Origin of the sequence: Streptomyces sp. NPDC000075, from assembly GCF_040301925.1 — a bacterium.
GTDB classification, from domain to species: domain Bacteria; phylum Actinomycetota; class Actinomycetes; order Streptomycetales; family Streptomycetaceae; genus Streptomyces; species Streptomyces polychromogenes.
Genome location: NZ_JBEPFL010000003.1, coordinates 246,560 through 266,268, shown reverse-complemented (window position 1 = coordinate 266,268; position 19,709 = coordinate 246,560). Strand labels below are relative to the sequence as shown.

Annotated in this window: 19 protein-coding genes; 11 read left to right on the top strand and 8 right to left on the bottom strand. The window is 74.3% G+C overall.

Translation table 11 applies throughout. The annotated features are described in order from the left end of the window. Positions 1–452 precede the first annotated feature (452 nt). The 4 genes from ABT403_RS05430 to ABT403_RS05415 are packed head-to-tail and all read left to right on the top strand — an operon-like array spanning position 453 to position 4,723. Entirely contained in the window at positions 453–1,343 is an 891-nt protein-coding gene (locus tag ABT403_RS05430) for an NTP transferase domain-containing protein (protein ID WP_344160119.1), read from the top strand. Beyond that, on the top strand, positions 1,340–2,635 hold the full coding sequence (locus ABT403_RS05425) for a molybdopterin molybdotransferase MoeA (protein WP_425580202.1): 1,296 nt from the start codon (positions 1,340–1,342) through the stop codon (positions 2,633–2,635). Before ABT403_RS05430 ends, ABT403_RS05425 begins: the two co-directional genes overlap by 4 nt. Continuing rightward, entirely contained in the window at positions 2,623–3,723 is a 1,101-nt protein-coding gene (locus ABT403_RS05420; protein ID WP_344160122.1) for a potassium channel family protein, read from the top strand. Before ABT403_RS05425 ends, ABT403_RS05420 begins: the two co-directional genes overlap by 13 nt. Before the next feature lie 22 nt (positions 3,724–3,745). Further along, entirely contained in the window at positions 3,746–4,723 is a 978-nt protein-coding gene (locus tag ABT403_RS05415) for an NAD(P)H-quinone oxidoreductase (protein WP_344160125.1), read from the top strand. A 225-nt stretch (positions 4,724–4,948) separates the two neighbouring features. Here the strand turns inward: ABT403_RS05415 and ABT403_RS05410 are convergent, their stop codons facing one another. The 3 genes from ABT403_RS05410 to pdhA are packed head-to-tail and all read right to left on the bottom strand — an operon-like array spanning position 4,949 to position 8,405. Then, positions 4,949–6,274, bottom strand: coding sequence for a dihydrolipoamide acetyltransferase family protein (locus tag ABT403_RS05410; RefSeq protein WP_344160128.1), 1,326 nt, complete (start codon positions 6,272–6,274; stop codon positions 4,949–4,951). Continuing rightward, positions 6,274–7,272 (bottom strand): alpha-ketoacid dehydrogenase subunit beta, encoded by a 999-nt coding sequence (locus ABT403_RS05405; protein ID WP_344160131.1) that lies wholly within the window; start codon positions 7,270–7,272, stop codon positions 6,274–6,276. Before ABT403_RS05405 ends, ABT403_RS05410 begins: the two co-directional genes overlap by 1 nt. Continuing rightward, positions 7,272–8,405 (bottom strand): pyruvate dehydrogenase (acetyl-transferring) E1 component subunit alpha, encoded by a 1,134-nt coding sequence (gene pdhA, locus ABT403_RS05400; protein ID WP_344160134.1) that lies wholly within the window; start codon positions 8,403–8,405, stop codon positions 7,272–7,274. The genes ABT403_RS05405 and pdhA overlap by 1 nt, the downstream gene beginning before the upstream one ends. 179 nt (positions 8,406–8,584) lie before the next feature. Between pdhA and ABT403_RS05395 the strand changes: the two genes are divergently transcribed. Next, the gene (locus ABT403_RS05395) at positions 8,585–9,190 is read left to right on the top strand and encodes an Lrp/AsnC family transcriptional regulator (RefSeq protein ID WP_344160137.1); all 606 of its coding nucleotides are present in this window, start codon (positions 8,585–8,587) and stop codon (positions 9,188–9,190) included. 49 nt (positions 9,191–9,239) lie between these two features. On the opposite strand, the gene ABT403_RS05390 is transcribed toward ABT403_RS05395, so the two are convergent. Further along, complete coding sequence (locus ABT403_RS05390) at positions 9,240–9,827, bottom strand: TetR/AcrR family transcriptional regulator (RefSeq protein WP_344160140.1); 588 nt, start codon at positions 9,825–9,827, stop codon at positions 9,240–9,242. Next, positions 9,824–11,368, bottom strand: a complete 1,545-nt coding sequence (locus ABT403_RS05385; protein ID WP_344160143.1) for a 3-hydroxyacyl-CoA dehydrogenase — start codon at positions 11,366–11,368, stop codon at positions 9,824–9,826. Before ABT403_RS05385 ends, ABT403_RS05390 begins: the two co-directional genes overlap by 4 nt. A gap of 168 nt (positions 11,369–11,536) precedes the next feature. Here ABT403_RS05385 and paaN point away from each other — a divergent pair, with 168 nt between their 5' ends. Beyond that, entirely contained in the window at positions 11,537–13,219 is a 1,683-nt protein-coding gene (paaN, locus tag ABT403_RS05380) for a phenylacetic acid degradation protein PaaN (RefSeq protein ID WP_344160146.1), read from the top strand. A 21-nt stretch (positions 13,220–13,240) separates the two neighbouring features. Here paaN and ABT403_RS05375 read toward each other — a convergent pair whose 3' ends face one another. Genes ABT403_RS05375 through ABT403_RS05365 form a run of 3 tightly spaced genes read right to left on the bottom strand, consistent with a single transcriptional unit; the run spans position 13,241 to position 15,860 of the window. Beyond that, complete coding sequence (locus tag ABT403_RS05375; protein WP_344160150.1) at positions 13,241–13,978, bottom strand: TrmH family RNA methyltransferase; 738 nt, start codon at positions 13,976–13,978, stop codon at positions 13,241–13,243. A 38-nt stretch (positions 13,979–14,016) separates the two neighbouring features. Next, a complete protein-coding gene (locus ABT403_RS05370; protein ID WP_344160153.1) occupies positions 14,017–15,204 on the bottom strand; it encodes an HTTM domain-containing protein in 1,188 nt (395 codons plus the stop codon). Further along, the gene (locus ABT403_RS05365) at positions 15,192–15,860 is read right to left on the bottom strand and encodes a DUF5819 family protein (RefSeq protein WP_344160156.1); all 669 of its coding nucleotides are present in this window, start codon (positions 15,858–15,860) and stop codon (positions 15,192–15,194) included. The genes ABT403_RS05370 and ABT403_RS05365 overlap by 13 nt, the downstream gene beginning before the upstream one ends. A 148-nt stretch (positions 15,861–16,008) precedes the next feature. Between ABT403_RS05365 and paaA the strand changes: the two genes are divergently transcribed. Genes paaA through ABT403_RS05340 form a run of 5 tightly spaced genes read left to right on the top strand, consistent with a single transcriptional unit; the run spans position 16,009 to position 19,629 of the window. Further along, positions 16,009–17,013, top strand: a complete 1,005-nt coding sequence (paaA, locus tag ABT403_RS05360) for a 1,2-phenylacetyl-CoA epoxidase subunit PaaA (protein WP_344160159.1) — start codon at positions 16,009–16,011, stop codon at positions 17,011–17,013. Then, positions 17,010–17,294, top strand: a complete 285-nt coding sequence (gene paaB / locus ABT403_RS05355; RefSeq protein WP_042801229.1) for a 1,2-phenylacetyl-CoA epoxidase subunit PaaB — start codon at positions 17,010–17,012, stop codon at positions 17,292–17,294. Before paaA ends, paaB begins: the two co-directional genes overlap by 4 nt. Then, entirely contained in the window at positions 17,291–18,025 is a 735-nt protein-coding gene (gene paaC / locus ABT403_RS05350) for a 1,2-phenylacetyl-CoA epoxidase subunit PaaC (protein ID WP_344160164.1), read from the top strand. The genes paaB and paaC overlap by 4 nt, the downstream gene beginning before the upstream one ends. Continuing rightward, positions 18,019–18,525, top strand: coding sequence for a 1,2-phenylacetyl-CoA epoxidase subunit PaaD (paaD, locus tag ABT403_RS05345; protein ID WP_344160167.1), 507 nt, complete (start codon positions 18,019–18,021; stop codon positions 18,523–18,525). Before paaC ends, paaD begins: the two co-directional genes overlap by 7 nt. Next, a complete protein-coding gene (locus ABT403_RS05340) occupies positions 18,526–19,629 on the top strand; it encodes a 2Fe-2S iron-sulfur cluster-binding protein (protein WP_344160170.1) in 1,104 nt (367 codons plus the stop codon). The last annotated feature ends 80 nt before the right edge of the window (positions 19,630–19,709 follow it).

Below are 19,709 nucleotides of genomic sequence, written 5' to 3'. Positions count from 1 at the left end.
CGGGGGGGCGGAGCCGGGTCCTTCCAGCCCTGCCGGCGCCTGCGGCGCCGGGGTCCGGGGGCGGAGGCCCTGGCCATTCCAGCCGCGTCGGCGCCGGGGTCCGGGGGCGGAGGCCCTGGCCATTCCAGCCGCGTCGGCGCCGGGTTCCGGGGGCGGAGCCCCCGGGCCCGTCCAGCCTCGCCGGCCTCTGAGGCGCGCGGGTCCGGGGGCGAAGCCCGGCCCGTCCAGCCCCGCCGGCGCCTGAGGCGCGGGTCCGGGGGCGGAGCCCCGGGGTCTTCCAGCCCCGCCGGCGTTTGAGGCGCCGGGGCCCGGGGGGCGGAGGTCCTGGGGAACGGGGGAAGGGTGGGTAGGGGAACCGCTCCGCGCAGCGGCCACCACCACCGCGGGGCCGGACGTAAGCGGCGGGTAAGTGGCCCCCACGCAGTGGCCAAGCCCCCCGCATACTCAAGGGCATGAGCTACGACGCCATCGTCCTCGCCGGCGGCGCCGCCCGGCGCCTCGGCGGGGCCGACAAGCCCACCCTCCCGGTAGGCACCCGCACCCTCCTCGACCGCGTCCTGGCCGCCTGCCCGGACGCCGCCGCCACCGTGGTCGTCGGCGCCCGCAGGCCCACCGCCCGCCCCGTCGAGTGGACCCTGGAGACCCCGCCCGGCGGCGGCCCCGTGGCCGCACTGCACGCCGGGCTGCGGCACACGGCCGCCGGGCTGGTCCTCGTACTCTCCGCCGACCTGCCCTTCCTCGACCGGGACACCGTCCGTGCCCTCCTCACCGCGGCCGCCGCCGGCCCGGGCGACGGGGCCCTGGTCAGGGACCCCGAGGGCCGTGACCAGCCCCTCGTCGCCGCCTACCGCGCCGAACCCCTGCGCCGGGAGATCGCCCTGCTCGCGACCGAGCACGGCACCCTCCACGGCCTCCCCCTCCGCGCCCTCACCGCCGAGCTGGACCTGACCAGGATCACCCCCGCTGCGCCACTCGCCTCCTTCGACTGCGACACCTGGGAGGACCTGGCGACGGCGCGCGCCCGTATCAGAGAGCATGGGACCGTGCTGGATCAATGGATCAACGCCGCCAAGAACGAGCTCGGCATCGACCTCGACGTCGACGTGAAGACCCTGCTCGACCTCGCCCGTGACGCCGCCCACGGTGTCGCCCGGCCCGCCGCGCCGCTGACGACCTTCCTCGTCGGCTACGCGGCCGCCCGCGCCGAGGCGGCCGGCGCCGACCCCGCGCAGGCCGTCGCCGAGGCCTCCCGGAAGGCCGCCGCCCTGGCCCTGCGCTGGGCGGCCGAGGCCGAGTCCCTCGACCCCGGGCCCGCAAGCCCCGAGGGGAACGGTTCGCCGTGACCCGGACCGACGCCGACGGCGCCCTGGACGAGGCCCTCGCCCTCGTCAGCCGTGCGACCCCCGAGGACGGGGCCCACCGGGCCTCCGCCTGGCAACGTGCCCGGGAGACCGCCGCCCTGGCCGGTACGACCGTCCGCGCGCGCGGCCACCGCGTGCCCCTCGCGGACGCGCTCGGCGAGGTGCTGACCACCTCCCTGGACGCCCTCGGCGACCTGCCGTCCTTCGACACCTCGGCCATGGACGGCTGGGCGGTCGCCGGACCCGGCCCCTGGACCGTCCGGCCCGGCGACGGGATCCTCGCCGGGGGCACCGCCGAGGGCTCCCCCGCGCCCCTCGCCGACGGCGAGGCCGTCCGGATCGCCACCGGCGCCCGGATCCCCGCCGACACCACCGCCGTGATCCGCAGCGAGCACGCCCGCGAGGCCGGCGGCCAGCTGTACGCCACCCGCACCGTGAGCACCGGCCAGGACATCCGCCCGCGCGGCCAGGAGTGCCGCTCCGGCGATCCGCTGCTCCCGGCCGGCTCCCTCGTCACCCCGGCCGTCCTCGGGCTGGCCGCGGCCGCCGGGTACGACGAGCTCTCCACCCGGCCCCGGCCGCGCGTGGAGATCCTCGTGCTCGGCGACGAACTGCTCACCGAGGGCCGCCCGCACGACGGGCTGATCCGCGACGCCCTGAGCCCCATGCTGGGCCCCTGGCTCACCCGCATCGGCGCCGAGGTCCTGTCCACCCGGCGGCTCGGCGACGACCCGGCCGGGGCCGAGGCCCTCTTCCAGGCGATCACCGGTTCCACCGCCGACGTGGTCGTCACCACCGGCGGCACCGCCTCCGGCCCCGTCGACCACGTCCACCCGGTCCTGGAACGGGCCGGAGCCGAACTGCTCGTGGACGGGGTCGCCGTGCGCCCCGGCCACCCGATGCTGCTGGCCCGGCTCGGCGACCGGACCGACGGCCGCCACGTCGTCGGCCTGCCCGGAAACCCCCTCGCCGCCGTGTCCGGCCTGCTGACCCTCGCCGAGCCACTGCTGCGCGCCCTCGCCGGCCGCCGCCAGCGCCCCCGTTACGCCGTGCCGGTCCAGGGCGACGTGCCGGGGCACCCGCACGACACCCGGCTCGTGCCCGTCCTGCTGACCGACGAGCACGCCGTACCGCTGCGCTACAACGGCCCGGCGATGCTGCGCGGGGTGGCCGCCGCCGACGCGCTGGCCGTCGTACCGCCGCACGGCGCGCGCTCCGGGCAGGAGCTGGAGGTCCTCGACCTGCCGTGGGCCGCGGGGGGATGTTTCACGTGAAACTCCACGGCCAGGACGCGATGGCGCGCGGCGCCGACGAGAGGCTCGTCGCACGGCGGATCAAACTCCCCAAGCGGGTGGTGGAGAGGCCGCTGCGCCAGGTCACGCGCCGGCTGCTGATGGCCCTTCTCGTGCTGTGCCTGACCGTCCTGATCGTGTGGCTCGACCGGGAGGGCTACCACGACAACGCCAACGACAAGGTCGACTTCCTCGACTGCGTCTACTACGCGACCGTCACCCTGTCGACGACGGGCTACGGCGACATCGTCCCGTACAGCGACAGCGCGCGGCTGGTGAACGTCCTGCTGATCACCCCGCTGCGCGTGCTGTTCCTGATCATCCTGGTCGGGACCACCCTGGAGGTCCTGACCGAACGCACCAGGGAAGAGTGGCGGTTGAACCGCTGGAGGAAGAACTTGCGCGAGCACACGGTGGTCGTCGGCTTCGGCACCAAGGGCCGCTCGGCGCTCCAGACGCTGCTGGCGACCGGCCTCCAGAAGGAGCAGGTCGTCATCGTCGACCCCAGCGCCAAGGTCATCGACATGGCCAACGCGGAGGGGTTCACGGGGGTCGTCGGCGACGCCACCCGTTCGGACGTGCTGCTGCGCGCCGAGCTCCAGAAGGCCCGTCAGGTCATCATCGCCACCCAGCGCGACGACACCGCGGTCCTGGTCACGCTGACGGCCCGGCAGCTCAACCGGGGCGCGAAGATCGTGACGGCCGTCCGCGAGGAGGAGAACGCGCCGCTGCTGAGGCAGTCCGGCGCGGACGCCGTCATCACGAGCGCGAGCGCGGCCGGACGGCTGCTGGGACTCTCGGTGCTCAGCCCCAGGGCGGGCGCGGTGATGGAGGACCTGATCCAGCAGGGCAGCGGGCTGGACCTGATCGAGCGGCCGGTGAACCGCTCCGAGGTCGGGCGGGGGGTGCGGGAGACCGACGACCTGGTGGTCAGCGTGGTGCGCGGGCACCGGCTGCTCCCGTACGACGACCCGCACGCCGGCCCCCTCCAGCTGACGGACCGGCTGATCACCATCGTGCGCGCGACCCCTCCGACGACCCCTCAGGTCACGCTCGGCCCGGCGGAGTAGCGGGCGCGGTAGATTCCGGGCCATGCATGCGATCACCATCGAGCAGCCGGGCGGCCCCGAGGCCCTCGTCTGGGCCGACGTACCCGATCCGGTGGCGGGCGAGGGCGAGGTGCTCGTCGAGGTCGCGGCGAGCGCCGTGAACCGCGCCGACGTCCTGCAACGACAGGGCTTCTACGATCCGCCGCCCGGGGCCTCGCCCTATCCCGGCCTGGAGTGCTCCGGACGCATCGCCGCGCTGGGGCCCGGGGTGTCCGGCTGGGCGGTGGGTGACGAGGTGTGCGCGCTGCTGTCGGGCGGCGGGTACGCGCAGAAGGTGGCCGTCCCGGCGGGCCAGCTGCTGCCGGTCCCGGAGGGCGTGGACCTGGTGGCGGCGGCCGCGCTGCCGGAGGTCGTCGCGACGGTGTGGTCCAACGTGTTCATGGTCGCGGGGCTGCGGCCGGGCGAGACCCTCCTGGTGCACGGCGGTTCGAGCGGCATCGGCACCATGGCGGTGCAGCTGGGCAAGGCCGTGGGCGCGCGGGTGGCGGTGACGGCCGGCGGCAAGGAGAAGCTGGAACGCTGCGCGGAGCTGGGCGCGGACGTCCTCATCGACTACCGCGAGCAGGACTTCGTGGAGGAGCTGAAGGCCGCGACCGACGGGGCCGGGGCCGATGTGATCCTGGACATCATGGGCGCCAAGTACCTGGCGCGGAACCTGGATGCGCTGGCCATGAACGGCCGGCTGGCGGTCATCGGCTTCCAGGGCGGTGTGAAGGCGGAGCTGGACCTGCGCATGCTGCTGGCGAAGCGGGGCGCGATCACGGCGACCTCGCTGCGGGCCCGTCCGCTGGAGGAGAAGGCGGCCATCATCGCGGCCGTACGCGAGCACGTGTGGCCCCTGATCGGCTCGGGCCGGGTCCGGCCGGTGGTCCACGCCTCCTACCCCGTCACGGAGGCGGCGGAGGCCCACCGGGTCCTGGAGTCCAGCGCCCACGTGGGCAAGCTCCTCCTGACGTTCTGACCTTCCGGCGCCCCCGCGTCGCGGCCTCCCGGCGCGGCTCGGCGCAGGGCGCGCCGGACCGCGGCGGGCGCGCCGGACCGCGGCGGGCGCGGACCCAGGCGGTCGCACGAGCGGCCCGCCGGGCCGGTCGCCTGGGTCACGCGCCGACGCGGCCGCCCGCGGGGGCGGCCCGCCACACCGCCCTCCGCCCGGCCCCTTCCGGGGCCACCGTCCGCGCCCTCCCCCCTACAGGGACCGCAGCAGCACCGCCGGGTTCTCCACGCAGTCGGCCACGTACCGGAGGAACCCCCCTGCGGCTCCCCCGTCACACACCCGGTGGTCGAACGTCAGCGACAGCTGCACGACCTGGCGCACCGCCAGCTCGCCGCGGTACACCCAGGGCTTCGGGATGATCCGGCCCACCCCGAGCATCGCCGCCTCCGGGTGGTTGATGATCGGCGTGGAGCCGTCCACCCCGAACACCCCGTAGTTGTTCAGCGTGAACGTCCCGCCCGTCAGGTCCGACGGCGCCAGCTTCCCCGCCCGGGCCAGCTCCGTCAGCCGGGCGAACTCCGCCGACAGGGACTCCGGGCTGCGCGTGTGGGCGTCCCGGACGACCGGGACCATCAGCCCGCGCTCGGTCTGTGCGGCGAAGCCCAGGTGGACGGCCGGGAGGCGGACGATCTCGTTCGCCGCGAGGTCCACCGTGGAGTTGAGCTCCGGGTACCGGGCCAGCGCGGCCGTGCAGATCCGGGCCAGCAGCGCGAGCACCGAGATCTTCGGGCCGTCCACGGCGTTCATCGCGGCCCGCGCGGCCATCAGCTCGGTGGCGTCCGCGTCCACCCAGCAGGTGGCTTCGGGGATCTCGCGCCGGCTGCGCGAGAGCTTCTCCGCCACGGCGCCGCGCAGCCCCTTGAGCGGGATGCGCTCGCCCTGCGCGGCCACCGCCACGGGCGCGGCCACGGGCTCGGGGGCCCGGAGCGCGGCTTCCACGTCGGCCCGCAGGATCAGGCCCTCCGGCCCGGATCCGCGCAGCGCCCGCAGGTCGACCCCGTTGTCCCGGGCCAGCTTGCGCACCAGCGGCGAGATGACGGGCACCGGCCCGCCGGGAGCCACCGGAGCCACCGGAGCCACCGGCGCGGCAGGGACCGGTACCGGGGCCGCGACGGGCGCCGACACCGCCGCGGTGACGGGCCGCACCCGCCGACGGCGCGCCGGGCGCGAGTGGTCCGAGCCGTACCCGATCAGCGGCCGGGGCGCGTTGGCGGCGCCTTCGCCGTCCGCCTCGGCGGCCGGGGCCTGCACGGCCCCGGCGGGCGCCGTCTCCGCGCCCACCGCCACGGTGATCAGCGGGGCGCCGACCGGCAGCTCCTCGCCCTCCTCACCGAACCGGGCGGTGACCACGCCGCCGTACGGGCAGGGCACCTCCACCATCGCCTTGGCCGTCTCGACCTCGACGACCGGCTGGTCGATGGCGACGACGTCGCCCACCGCCACCAGCCACCGCACGATCTCGGCCTCGGTCAGCCCCTCGCCGAGGTCCGGCAGCTTGAATTCCATGACCTGCGGCATCAGTTCTCCCACTGCAGGCGGGCCACCGCGTCCAGGATCCGCTCCACACCGGGCAGGTGGTGCTTCTCCAGCATCGGCGGCGGGTACGGGATGTCGAAGCCCGTCACGCGCAGCACGGGCGCCTCCAGGTGGTGGAAGCAGCGCTCCATCACCCGGGCGGCGATCTCCGCTCCCGGGCCGCCGAAGCCGCCGGCCTCGTGGACCACGACCGCGCGGCCGGTCCGGCGGACCGCGGCGACGACCGTCTCCTCGTCGAAGGGGACGAGGGAGCGCAGGTCGACGACCTCCAGGTCCCAGCCCTCCTCGCGGGCCGCCTCGGCGGCCTCCAGGCAGACCGGCAGCGAGGGGCCGTACGTGATCAGGGTGGCGCTCGTACCGGCCCGGCGGACCAGGGCCTTGCCGATGCCCGGGACGGCCGCGGGGGCCTCCGGCGACCACTGCGACTTGGACCAGTAGAGCCGCTTGGGCTCCAGGAAGACCACCGGGTCGTCGCTCGCGATCGACTCGCGCAGCAGCCCGTACGCGTCCTCGACCGTCGCCGGGGTCACGACGGTCAGCCCGGGCGTGGCCGTGTAGTAGGCCTCGGAGGAGTCGCAGTGGTGCTCGACGCCGCCGATGCCGCCGCCGTACGGCACCCGGATGGTGATCGGCAGCGGCATCTTGCCCCGGGTGCGGTTGCGCATCTTCGCCACGTGCGAGATGAGCTGCTCGAACGCCGGGTAGGCGAACGCGTCGAACTGCATCTCCACGACCGGCCGCAGCCCGTACATGGCCATGCCGACCGCGGTGCCGAGGATGCCGGCCTCCGCGAGCGGGGTGTCCGTGACCCGGTCCTCGCCGAACTCCTTCGCGAGGCCGTCGGTGATCCGGAAGACCCCGCCGAGCGTGCCGACGTCCTCGCCCATCACGTGGACGGTCGGGTCCTCGGCCATCGCGTCGCGCATGGCCCGGGTGAGGGCCTGCGCCATGGTCGCCGGCTTCGCGGCAACGGTCGTCATCACTCGCCCTCCGCTTCCAGCTCGGCGCGCAGCATGGCGGCCTGCTCGCGCAGCCTGCCGGTCTGCTCCGCGTAGACGTGCGCGAAGAGGTCCATCGGGTCGGTCACGGGATCGGCGTTCATCCGCTCGCGCAGGTCCGCCGCCATCGCCTCGGCCGCGTCGCGCGCCTCCTGGACACCGGACTCGTCGAGCCAGCCGCGGCCGGTCAGCTCGCGCTCCAGCAGCCCGACCGGGTCGTGCGCCTTCCAGGCCTCGACCTCGGAGTCGGTCCGGTAGCGGGTCGCGTCGTCGGCGTTCGTGTGGGCCTCCATCCGGTAGGTGACGGCCTCGATCAGGGTGGGGCCGCCGCCCGAGCGCGCCCGCTTCACGGCCTCGGTGAGGACCTCGTGGAGGGCCGCGACGTCGTTGCCGTCGACGAGGCGGCCGGGCATCCCGTAGCCCACGGCCTTGTGGGCCAGGCTGGGGGCGGCCGTCTGCTTGGCGAGCGGGACGGAGATGGCGAAGCCGTTGTTCTGGACCAGGAAGACCACCGGGGCCTGCCAGACGGCCGCGAAGTTCAGCGCCTCGTGGAAGTCGCCCTCGCTGGTGCCGCCGTCGCCGACCATGGCGAGCGCGACGACCTCGTCCCCGCGCAGCCGGGCGGCGTGCGCGACGCCGACCGCGTGCGGCAGCTGGGTGGCGAGGGGGGTGCAGAGGGGGGCTATGCGGTGCTCGCGCGGGTCGTAGCCGGTGTGCCAGTCGCCGCGCAGGAGGGTGAGGGCCTCCACGGGGTCCAGTCCGCGCGCCACGGCCGCGAGGGTGTCGCGGTAGCTGGGGAAGAGCCAGTCCTGCTCCTCCAGGACCAGCGCGGCCGCGATCTCGGCGGCCTCCTGCCCGACGGTGGAGGGGTACACGGCGAGACGGCCCTGCCGGGTCAGCGCGGTGGCCTGGGCGTTGTAGCGGCGGCCCCGGACCAGCTCCGCGTAGTAGCGGCGCATCAGCGCGGGGTCGAGGTGTTCGGCGGCCGCGGTGCCCAGGACCCGGTAGGGCTCCGGGTCCGGAAGCAGCGGAGCGGCGTCCGGACGGGGCCTCCAGGCGGGCGGCGGGGTGACACGGTGGGACGCACCGGCACCGGGCAGCTCTTGGACCGTCATGGCGGCGTACACCTCCTCGTGGGAAGCGGGCAGAAGGAGTCCCCGGTTGTGGGGTGCCTCACCTACCGATTGTTCGGTCGTCGGCGCAATTTGGCTACAGGCGGCTCCAGGCTGTGGACAAACTGGCGACGGGGCCCTGGGATGGGTGCAGGACGTCCAGGAGAGGGAGGCAGTGGGCAATGCCGGATGAACAAATGGCCGGAACGGGCTCCGTACCGGCTTCGGCGGGAGGTGCCCCGGCGGCCCCCGCAGCCTCGGCCGCCCCGCCCGCGCCGCCGGTTCCCGCCCCGCCGGCGCCGCCCGTGCCGCCGCGCCCCCTCGACCCGATCGACCGGTCGATCATGCGGCTGCTCCAGGCGGACGGCCGCGCGTCGATACGGTCGGTGGCCGAGCAGGTGCACGTCTCGCGGGCGAACGCGTACGCGCGGATCAACCGGCTGATCGACGACGGGGTGATCCGCGGGTTCACGGCCCGGGTGAACCACGAACGTGCAGGTCAGGGGGCTTCCGCCTATATCACCCTGAAGATCGTCCAGAACTCGTGGCGGACCGTGCGGGAGAAGCTGCGCGAGCTGCCGGGGGCCGCGCACATCGCCCTCGTCAGCGGGGATTTCGACGTCCTCCTGCTGGTCCACACGGCGGACAACCGCACCCTGCGGGAGCTGGTGCTGACCCGCCTCCAGTCCATCCCGGAGGTGCTCTCCACCCGCACCCTGCTGGTGTTCGAGGAGACGGACCTGCTGGACCCGGGCCCGGGCGGCGGCCCGGCGCTCACGGAGGAGTGAGAAGGGGGAGGGGGCCGGATTCCGGCCCCCTGCCCCGTCCCCACTCCCGCTAGGACTTCGCGCGCAGGCCGTCCAGGGCCATGCCGACCACCGCGTCGGCGAGCTGGTCGGGGGTCGTGCCCGGGTGCGGGCGGTACCACTCGACCAGCGAGTTGACCATGCCGAAGAGGAGGCGGGTGGCCAGCCGGGTGTCCACGTCCGTGCGCAGGTCCCCCTCCGCGGCGGCGGCCTTGAGCAGCTCGGCGACCTGGTGGTCGAACTCGCGGCGGCGCTCCAGCGCCCAGCGCTCGGTGCGGGTGTTGCCGCGCACCCGCAGCAGCAGGGTGACGTAGGGGAGTTCCGCGACCAGGACCTCGACCGTGCGGCGGGTGACGTACTCGACGCGCGCGACCGCGCGGCCGCGCAGGGCGCCCGGCTCCCCGAGCACGGCGAAGAGCTCGTCCAGCGCCCGGCTGACGGCCCGGTGCAGCAGCTCCTCCTTGCCCGCCACGTGGTGGTAGATCGAGGACTTGGAGATGCCGGCGGCCTTGGAGAGGTGCTCCATGGACGTGCCGTCGTAACCGCGCTCGTTGAAGACCCGCACGGCCACCGACAGGAGCGTCTCGGGCGTGTAGGTGTCCCGCCTGGCCGTGGTCATCCGGTGCCCTCCTCCGCCTCGTCCGCGCCCTCGTCCCCGTCCGCTCCGCCGTCGTCCGCGTAGCCCAGCTTGAAGAGGGCGAGGGAGGGGGCGTAGCGGCCGCCGGGACAGCGCTCGTCCAGGTGGTGCAGGAGGTCGTACGCCCAGTCGCGGCCGACGCGGGCGTGCCATTCGGAGGGGCCCAGCGGGTAGTTGACGCCGAGCCGCATCGCGGTGTCGACGTCCTCGGCGGAGGCCACCCCGCGGGCCACGGCGTCGGCGGTGAGGTCGATCAGCATGGCCACGGTCCGGGCGACGATCATGCCGGGGACGTCGCCGATGACGGAGACCTGCTTGCCGAGCCGCTGGAAGAGGCCGACGGCCTCGGCGAGGGTGCGCTCGCTGGTGTCCGCGCTGACCGACAGGGCGATGCGGGTGGCGGCGCGGTAGTCCAGCGCGAGGTCGAAGTAGACGACGTCGGTGAACTCGACCGCGGTCTTGCCGTCGGCGAGCACCAGCTGGCCCTCGCCGGGCAGCTGGATGTAGGGGCCGCCGTGCGCGGTGGAGGTCACCGCGATCCCGGCCTCCTCGATCAGCTCCGCCAGGGCGGCGGCCGGTCCGAGGTCGCCGACGACGGTCACCTTCTCCGGCGCCTCCTCGGGCCCGGCGGTGCTCGGGACGGGCGGCTGCGCGCCCTCGCCGTAGGGGAACCAGCCGTGCCCGGACTTGCGGCCCAGGCGGCCCGACTGGACCAGCCTGCGCTGGGCGAGCGAGGGGGTGAACTTGGGACTGCGGAAGAAGGATTCCCAGACCGAGCGGGTGACGGCCTCGTTGACGTCCTGGCCGATCAGGTCGGTCAGCGCGAAGGGGCCCATCTTGAAGCCGCCGCTCTCGCGGAGCACGGCGTCGATGGTGGCGGGGTCGGCGCCCTGCTCCTCGTACACCGCGAAGGCTTCCGCGTAGAAGGGGCGGGCGATCCGGTTGACGATGAAGCCGGGGGTGTCGGCGCAGCGGACCGGCGTCTTCCCCCAGCCCAGGACGGTGCGGTACGCGCGCTCGGCGGCGGCCGGGTCGGTCGCGAAGCCGCTGACCACCTCGACGAGGGGGAGCAGCGGGGCCGGGTTGAAGAAGTGCAGGCCGAGGAAGCGGCCGGGGTGAGCGAGGCCGGCGGCGAGCTCGGTGACGGAGAGGGAGGAGGTGTTGGTCGCCAGCAGGGTGTCCCGCGAAACCACCTCTTCGAGTGCCGCGAAGAGGGCGTGCTTGACGGTGACGTCCTCGACGACCGCCTCGATGACGAGGGCGGCTCCGGCGAGGTCGGCGAGGCCGGCGGCGGCTTCGATCCGGGCGGCCGCGTCCTCGGCCTCGGCGCGGTCGAGGCGGCCCTTGGCGGCCATCCGCTCGACGCGGTCGCGGACGAGGCCGGCGCCGGTGGCCGCGAGGGCGGGGTCGATGTCGTGGATCAGCACGCGGTGACCTGCGAGGAGGGCCACCTGGGCGATGCCCTGCCCCATGGTTCCGGCGCCGACGACCGCCACAGTGCGGGACCGCTCGATTGCTGTCATGTCCTGATCCTCCCGCACCGGGTTGTCCACAGGTCCTGCCGGGCCCTCTTGTCCCGACCGATCGTTCGGTTACTCTAACTCCAGTCTGCTCTTCTTCACCCGCCCCTGCCTGATCCCGCGCTGAGAACCAGCCCGATCCTGCCCGGCTCAACGAGGAGTTGGTCCCTGATGGCCGCCGCGCTCACCCCCTCCCAGCTCACCGAGAAGCACCGGACCACCCTGGACCAGGCGCTGGCCGCGATCCGCAGCCGCGCCTACTGGTCCCCGCACCCCGAGCACCCCAAGGCCTACGGGGAGACCGCCCCGGCCGACGGGCTCGCCGCCTTCGAGGCCCTGCGCGGCACCCGCTTCGACCTCGGCCAGCCCGGCACCGACGGCTGGACCGGTGGCGAGGTCTCCCCGTACGGTCCGGAGCTGGGCGTGGAGTACCCGCACGCCGACGCGGACGTGCTGCTGCCCGCGATGAAGGCCGGCATCCCCGCCTGGCGCGACGCCGGCCCCGAAACCCGCGCCCTGGTCTCCATCGAGATCCTCGCCCGCATCTCCGCCCGCACGCACGAGTTCGCGCACGCGGTGATGCACACCAGCGGCCAGGCCTTCATGATGGCGTTCCAGGCGGGCGGCCCCCACGCGCAGGACCGCGGCCTGGAGGCCGTCGCCTACGCGTACGAGGAGCAGACCCGGGTCCCCGGACAGGCCGACTGGTCGAAGCCGCAGGGCAAGCGGGACCCGCTGGAGCTCGGCAAGACCTTCACGGCGGTGCCGCGCGGCATCGCCCTGATGATCGGCTGCAACACCTTCCCCACGTGGAACGGCTACCCCGGCCTGTTCGCCTCCCTCGCCACCGGCAACGCCGTCCTGGTCAAGCCGCACCCGCGCGCCGTCCTCCCGCTGGCGCTGACCGTCAAGGTGGCCCGCGAGGTCCTCGCCGAGGCCGGCTTCGACCCGAACCTGGTGGCGCTGGCGGTCGAGCGGCCGGGTGAGGGCATCGCCAAGACCCTCGCGGTCCGGCCCGAGATCAAGCTGATCGACTACACGGGCTCGACGGAGTTCGGCGACTGGCTGGAGACCAACGCCCGCCAGGCACAGGTCTACACGGAGAAGGCCGGCGTCAACACGGTCGTCGTCGACTCGACCTCCGACTACAAGGGCATGCTGTCCAACCTGGCCTTCTCGCTCTCCCTCTACAGCGGCCAGATGTGCACCACCCCGCAGAACCTGCTGATCCCCCGCGACGGCATCGAGACGGACGCCGGCCACAAGACGTACGACGAGGTCGTCGCCGACCTCGCCGCCTCCGTCGGCGGCCTGCTGGGCGACGACGCCCGGGCCAACGCGCTGCTCGGCGCGCTGGTCAACCCGGACGTCAAGGCGCGCCTGGAGGCGGCGGCCGGACTGGGCGAGGTCGCCCTCGCCTCGCGCGAGGTGGCCAACCCCGAGTTCCCCGACGCGGTCGTGCGCACCCCGGTGATCGTGAAGCTGGACGCCGGCAAGCCGGACCCGGAGGCCGCCTACCTGTCGGAGTGCTTCGGCCCGGTCTCCTTCGCGGTGGCCGTGGACTCCACGGCCGACGCCCTGGAGCTGCTGCGCCGCACGGTGCGGGAGAAGGGCGCGATGACGGTGGGCGCGTACACCACCTCGGCGGACACCGAGCGGGCGATCGAGGAGGTCTGCCTGGAGGAGTCGGCGCAGCTGTCGCTGAACCTGACGGGCGGGGTCTACGTGAACCAGACCGCGGCCTTCTCCGACTTCCACGGCTCGGGCGGCAACCCGGCGGCGAACGCCGCCCTGTGCGACGGCGCGTTCGTCTCGAACCGCTTCCGCGTGGTGGAGGTCCGCCGCCAGGCGTAGCCCCCAGGGGGAGCCCGGGCCTCAGGGCCTGGGCCCGCCCCAGTGGAAGAGGGTCATGGCCACGCTGGTGGCCAGGTTGTAGCTGGAGACCTGCGGGCGCATCGGCAGCGACACCAGGTGGTCGGCGCGGGCGCGGAGCTCGGGCGAGATCCCGTGCCGCTCGGAGCCGAAGGCGAGCAGGGCGTCGTCCGGGAGGGTGAGGGCACGGATGTCCTCGCCCTCCGGGTCCAGCGCGTACACGGGCCCGGGCGGGAGCTCCTCCAGCTCCAGCCGGTCCACGGTGGTCGCGTAGTGCAGCCCGGCCCCGGCGCGGACCACGTTGGGGTGCCAGGGGTCCAGATCGCCCCGGGTCACCACGCCGGTGGCGCCGAAGCCCGCCGCGAGGCGGACGACGGCGCCGACGTTGCCGAGGTTGCGGGGGTTGTCGAGCAGGACGATCGGGGCGGGGCGGGGCGTCCGCGCGAGGGCGGCCCGCCCGGCGTCCCGGCCGGGGCGTACGGCGAGGGCCGCGACGCCGGTGGGGTGCACGCGGGGGAGCAGCTCCTTCAGCGACCCGGGGCGGACGAGCCGCGCCACCGCCTCCTCCACGTCGGGCGCGAGCCCGGCGGCGAGGGCCCGTACGCCCTCGGGCTCCTCGGCCACGACGAGCAGCACCTCGGCCCCGAACCGCAGGGCGTGCTTCAGCGCATGGAACCCGTCCAGCAACACGACGTCGTCCCGCCCGGCGCACTCCGCCCACTCCCGCATCACATCACTCATGATCCGACCCTACGGCGCCCCACCGGCCTGCCCGGCGCCTATCCGGCCTCGCCGGCGTTCGAGGCGCTGGGGGTCCGGGGCGCAGCCCCGGGATACGGGGAAAGGGCGGGGCGGGGAGAGGCTCCGCGCAGCGGCGCCCGTACCCGCAGGGCACCGGCCCGCGCCCCCACCCACACCAGCAGTCCCGTCGGCAGGAACACCGCATCGGCGGCGATCATCGCCAGTGAGAAGAACGGCAGCCCCAGCAGCACCGCGATCCCGGCGTGCTCCAGCATCATCACCGCCAGCAGGACGTTCTTGACCCGCCGGTTGAACAGCGTGAACGGGAAGGCGACCTGCACCGCCACCGTCCCGTAGGTCAGCAGCATCACCAGCACCCCGCTCCCGGCCAGCGTCCCCGACAGCCCCGGCCACGGGGTGAAGTAGTCCAGCCGCAACGGGTAGTACAGCGCGGTCCCGTCCTGCCACCGCGAGCCCTGGATCTTGTACCAGCCCGCCGTCGCGTAGATCAGGCAGACCTCGGCCATGATCACGAGCATGCCCGCGTTGTGGAGCAGGTTGGCGAGCACGTCCAGCGCGGCCCGCCGCTCCCCCTCCGGCTCGTACCGCTCGAGCAGCCACCACAGCGCCGCCCCCGCCCACAGCGCCGCGAAGGCGGCCGTCCACCCGTCGCTCAGCCGCCCGCTCACCGCCCCGTACGCGAAGACCACGCCCAGCGCGCCCCACAGCACCGGCCCCGCCGCCCCCGCCGAGGCGCTGCCGCGCAGCCGCGCGCGCCGGGCGTCCAGCGACCACACCCGCGCGCAGCGGGTCAGCACCAGGTAGACCGCCATCAGGTGGATGACGTTGTCCCCGCCGTCCCCCATGAACACGCTGCGGTTCTGGAGTGACAGCACCCCGGCCATGAACAGCACCGAGGTCGCCCGCGTCCGCCAGCCCAGCGCCAGCAGGGCGCTCGCGGCCACGGCGAGGCCGTAGACGAGCTCGAACCACCAGCCGGACGCCGACCACAGCAGCACCGTGAAGGCGTGGTTGCCGGTGACCAGCCGCTCGGCGAGCTGCCAGCTCCACGGCCCGTCCGGGCCGTACAGCTCGTGCCGGTTCGGGAACTCGCGCAGCAGGAAGAACAGCCAGGTCACGGCGAAGCCGATGCGGACGACGGCGCTCTGGTAGGGGCCGAGCGCCTGCCCGCTGACCGCTCCGAGCGCCCGTCTCAGACGGTCCACCACGGCAGCTCCCGGTAGTACGTCTGGGTGTCGGTCTTCTCGTCGCTCCAGGCCGGCGCGGCCACGGACCGGGTCGCCGAGCGCAGCTGGACCCGTACGATCCGGTCGCCCTCGGGCAGTCCCGCCCCCAGCCGGGCGCCCGCGATCCGCTTGAGGTAGGCCTCGGAGAGCTCCCCGCGCTCGGCGTCGGTGGCCTTGTCGTTCTCGTCGTGGGAGCCGGTGAAGAAGTCCCAGGCCCGGCGGAGCTCGTTCTGCCGGGTGTGGCTGGGCAGCGGGCTGTGCCGGATGGCCGCCGCGTCCTCGGCGGACAGGTCGCGCCAGTCGGTGGTGACGAGGATCCCGGCCCCGTCGCGGACCTGGGCGCGGGCCTCCACGGCGATGTTCTGCTGGAGGGGGTTGGGGGCGAAGAGCTTCCAGTTCTGTTCGAACTCGGGGTAGACCCAGCCGTCGACCAGGCCCGCGTGCCGCTTGCTCAGCGTGTTGGACGGGGCGACGTGCAGGAAGACCAGCCCCAGGTGCAGGCAGGCGCCGACGGCCAGCACCGCCAGGGCCAGGGCCGCCAGGACCCGGTACGGGAGGGACAGGCCGGCGATCCCGGGCGCCCGGGACGGTGCGGTGGCGGGCTCGTCCTCGCGCTCGCGCTCGTTCGAATCCATCCCGCCCCGATCATCCGGCGTCCACAGGGTTGCCCACAGAGGTTGACACCCTACGGGCCGCCGTCTCACCATTGAAGAGCATGAACCGAACGATCGGTCGGTCGGGCGGACGGGCGGGCTCGGACGCAGATTCGGACAGGGAGCCGTGATGGTCGCAGTGACTCCGGAGACGGGGACGTCGGGCGGGGTGGACGGAGGATCCGCCGACCTCGGCGCGCAGCTGAGGGCGGACTTCGACGCCGCCGTCGCGGCGGAGGAGCGCGTGGAGCCGCGCGACTGGATGCCCGAGGAGTACCGCGCCTCGCTGGTCCGCCAGATGGCACAGCACGCCCACTCCGAGATCATCGGCATGCAGCCCGAGGCCAACTGGATCACCCGCGCGCCCTCCCTGCGCCGCAAGGCGATCCTGATGGCCAAGGTGCAGGACGAGGCGGGGCACGGCCTCTACCTCTACAGCGCCGCCGAGACCCTCGGCACCAGCCGCGACGAGCTCCTCGACAAGCTCCACTCCGGCAAGCAGAAGTACTCCTCGATCTTCAACTACCCCACCCTGACCTGGGCGGACGTCGGCGCCATCGGCTGGCTCGTGGACGGCGCGGCGATCACCAACCAGGTCCCGATCTGCCGCTGCTCCTACGGCCCCTACGCCCGCGCGATGGTCCGGATCTGCAAGGAGGAGTCCTTCCACCAGCGCCAGGGGTACGAGCTGCTCCTCGCCCTCTCCCAGGGCACCGAGGCCCAGCACGCGATGGCCCAGGACGCCGTGAACCGCTGGTGGTGGCCCTCCCTGATGATGTTCGGGCCGCCGGACGACGAGTCGGTCCACAGCGCCCAGGCGATGGCCTGGCGGATCAAGCGGCACTCCAACGACGAGCTGCGCCAGCGCTTCGTCGACATCGCCGTTCCCCAGGCCGAGTCGCTCGGCCTGACCCTGCCCGACCCGGACATCCGGTGGAACGAGGAGCGCGGGCACCACGACTTCGGCGCCATCGACTGGGCGGAGTTCTGGGACGTGCTCAAGGGCAACGGCCCCTGCAACGAACAGCGCATCAACCAGCGGCGCAAGGCCCACGAGGAAGGCGCCTGGGTCCGCGAAGCGGCCACGGCGTACGCGCGCAAGCACACCGGCACCGGACGAGAGGTACAGGCATGACGCAGAACTGGCCCCTGTGGGAGGTGTTCGTGCGCTCGCGCCGCGGCCTCTCGCACACGCACGCGGGCAGCCTGCACGCCCCCGACGCCGAGATGGCCCTGCGCAACGCGCGCGACCTCTACACCCGGCGCAACGAAGGCGTCTCCATCTGGGTCGTGCCCTCGGCCGAGATCACCGCCTCCTCGCCGGACGAGCGGGACCCGTTCTTCGCCCCGTCCGCCGACAAGCCCTACCGGCACCCCACCTTCTACGAGATCCCCGAGGGGGTGCGCCACCTGTGAGCGCCGAAACCGCCACCCCGGCCGCGGCCACGGCCGCCGTCCTCGCCCTCGCCGACGACGCGCTGATCCTCTCCCACCGCCTCGGCGAATGGGCCGGCCACGCCCCGGTCCTGGAGGAGGAGGTCGCCCTCGCGAACATCGCGCTCGACCTCCTCGGCCAGGCTCGCGTCCTGCTGTCCATGGCGGGCGACGAGGACGAGCTGGCCTTCCTGCGCGAGGAGCGGGCCTTCCGCAACGTGCAGCTGGTGGAGCAGCCCAACGGGGACTTCGCCCACACCATCGCCCGCCAGCTGTACTTCTCCCTGTACCAGCACGAGCTGTACGCGGAGCTGGCCTCCGGGGACGGCCCGTTCGCCCCGTTGGCGGCCAAGGCCGTCAAGGAGACCGCCTACCACCGCGACCACGCAGAGCAGTGGACGCTGCGGCTCGGCGACGGCACGGAGGAGAGCCGGCGGCGGATGCGCACGGCGCTGGACGCGCTCTGGAAGTACACCGGCGAGATGTTCCGGCCGGTCGAGGGCCTCGACGTGGACGCGGCCGCCCTGGAGGCCCGCTGGCTGGCCGCCCTGGGCGACGTACTGGAGCGGGCCGGCCTCGCCCTGCCCGAGGGGCCCCGTACGGGCGCCTGGGCCGCCGGAGCGGGCCGTGAGGGCCTGCACACCGAGCCGTTCGGCCGGCTCCTCGCCGAGATGCAGCACCTGCACCGCAGCCACCCGGGAGCGTCGTGGTGACCGCCCCGGCCGGGGCGACCCGCCTGGAGACGGAGCTGGCCGAGCTGGCCGGCACCGTCCCCGACCCGGAGCTGCCCGTCCTGACCCTGGCCGAGCTGGGCGTCCTGCGCGGCGTGCGGATGCATGACGACGGGCACGCCGAGGTGCTCCTGACCCCCACCTACACCGGCTGCCCGGCCATCGAGGCCATGTCCGCCGACATCGAGCGGGTCCTCACCGGGCACGGCATACCGGACGTGCGGGTCACCACGGTGCTGTCCCCCGCCTGGTCCACCGACGACATCAGCGCCGAAGGCCGCCGCAAGCTCGCCGAGTTCGGCATCGCCCCGCCGCGCCCGCACTCCGCCGGCGGTCCGGTCCCGCTCACCCTCTCGGTGCGCTGCCCCCACTGCGGCTCGACCGACACCGAGCTGCTCAGCCGGTTCTCCTCCACCGCCTGCAAGGCGCTGCGCCGGTGCGTCGCCTGCCGCGAACCGTTCGACCACTTCAAGGAGCTGTAGATGGCCGCACCCCGCCACGGCGCGTTCCACCCCCTGACGGTGGCGGCGGTCGACCGGCTCACCGACGACTCGGTGGCGCTGACCCTGTCGGTGCCCGAGGAACTGCGCGCCGAGTACCGGCACGCCCCCGGCCAGCACCTGACGCTGCGCCGGACCCCCGCCGAGGGCCCCGAGGTCCGCCGGACCTACTCGATCTGCTCCCCCGCCCCGGCCGCCGGCGGCCCGGGCCCGGCCGAGCTGCGCGTGGGGGTGCGCCTGGTGGAGGGCGGCGAGTTCTCCACCTTCGCCCACAAGGAGATCGGCGCCGGTGACGTCCTGGACGTGATGGTCCCGGCCGGGCGGTTCACGCTGGACCCGGCGGCCGCCCCGGCCGGCGCGCACTACGCGGCGATCGTCGGCGGCAGCGGCATCACCCCGGTCCTGTCGATCGCGTCGACGCTGCTCGCGGCCCGCCCCGACGCCCGGTTCTGCCTGGTGCGCAGCGACCGTACGGCGGCCTCCACGATGTTCCTGGAGGAGGTGGCGGACCTCAAGGACCGCTACCCCGACCGCTTCCAGCTGGTGACGGTCCTCTCGCGCGAGGAGCAGGAGGCCGGGCTGCCCTCCGGGCGGCTCGACGAGGCCCGCCTCACGGCCCTGCTGCCCGCGCTGCTGCCGGTCGACGAGGTCACCGGCTGGTTCCTGTGCGGCCCGTACGGGCTGGTGACGGGTGCGGAGCGGGCGCTGGGCGCGCTGGGCGTCGTCCGGACCCGGGTGCACGAGGAGATCTTCCACGTCGAGGAGACCGCCCCGCAGGACCCCGTACGGCCCTCCGCGCCGGTCGCGGCCCACGGGCGGGTCACGGCCCGGCTCGACGGCCGCTCGGGCACCTGGCCGGTGCGGGACGGGGAGTCGCTGCTCGACGCCGTGCTCCGCAACCGCGCGGACGCCCCGTACGCCTGCAAGGGCGGGGTGTGCGGTACCTGCCGGGCGTTCGTGGTGTCGGGCGAGGTGCGGATGGACCGCAACTTCGCGCTGGAGGAGGAGGAGACGGAGGCCGGGTTCGTGCTGGCCTGCCAGTCCCACCCGGTGACGGAGGAAGTGGAGATCGACTTCGACCGCTGAGCCTCCCGGCGGGCTGTGTTTTTGCCGCCGCCTGCTCTATCTTGACGGCCCGTCAGATCCATGACCCGGATCGGAACCGG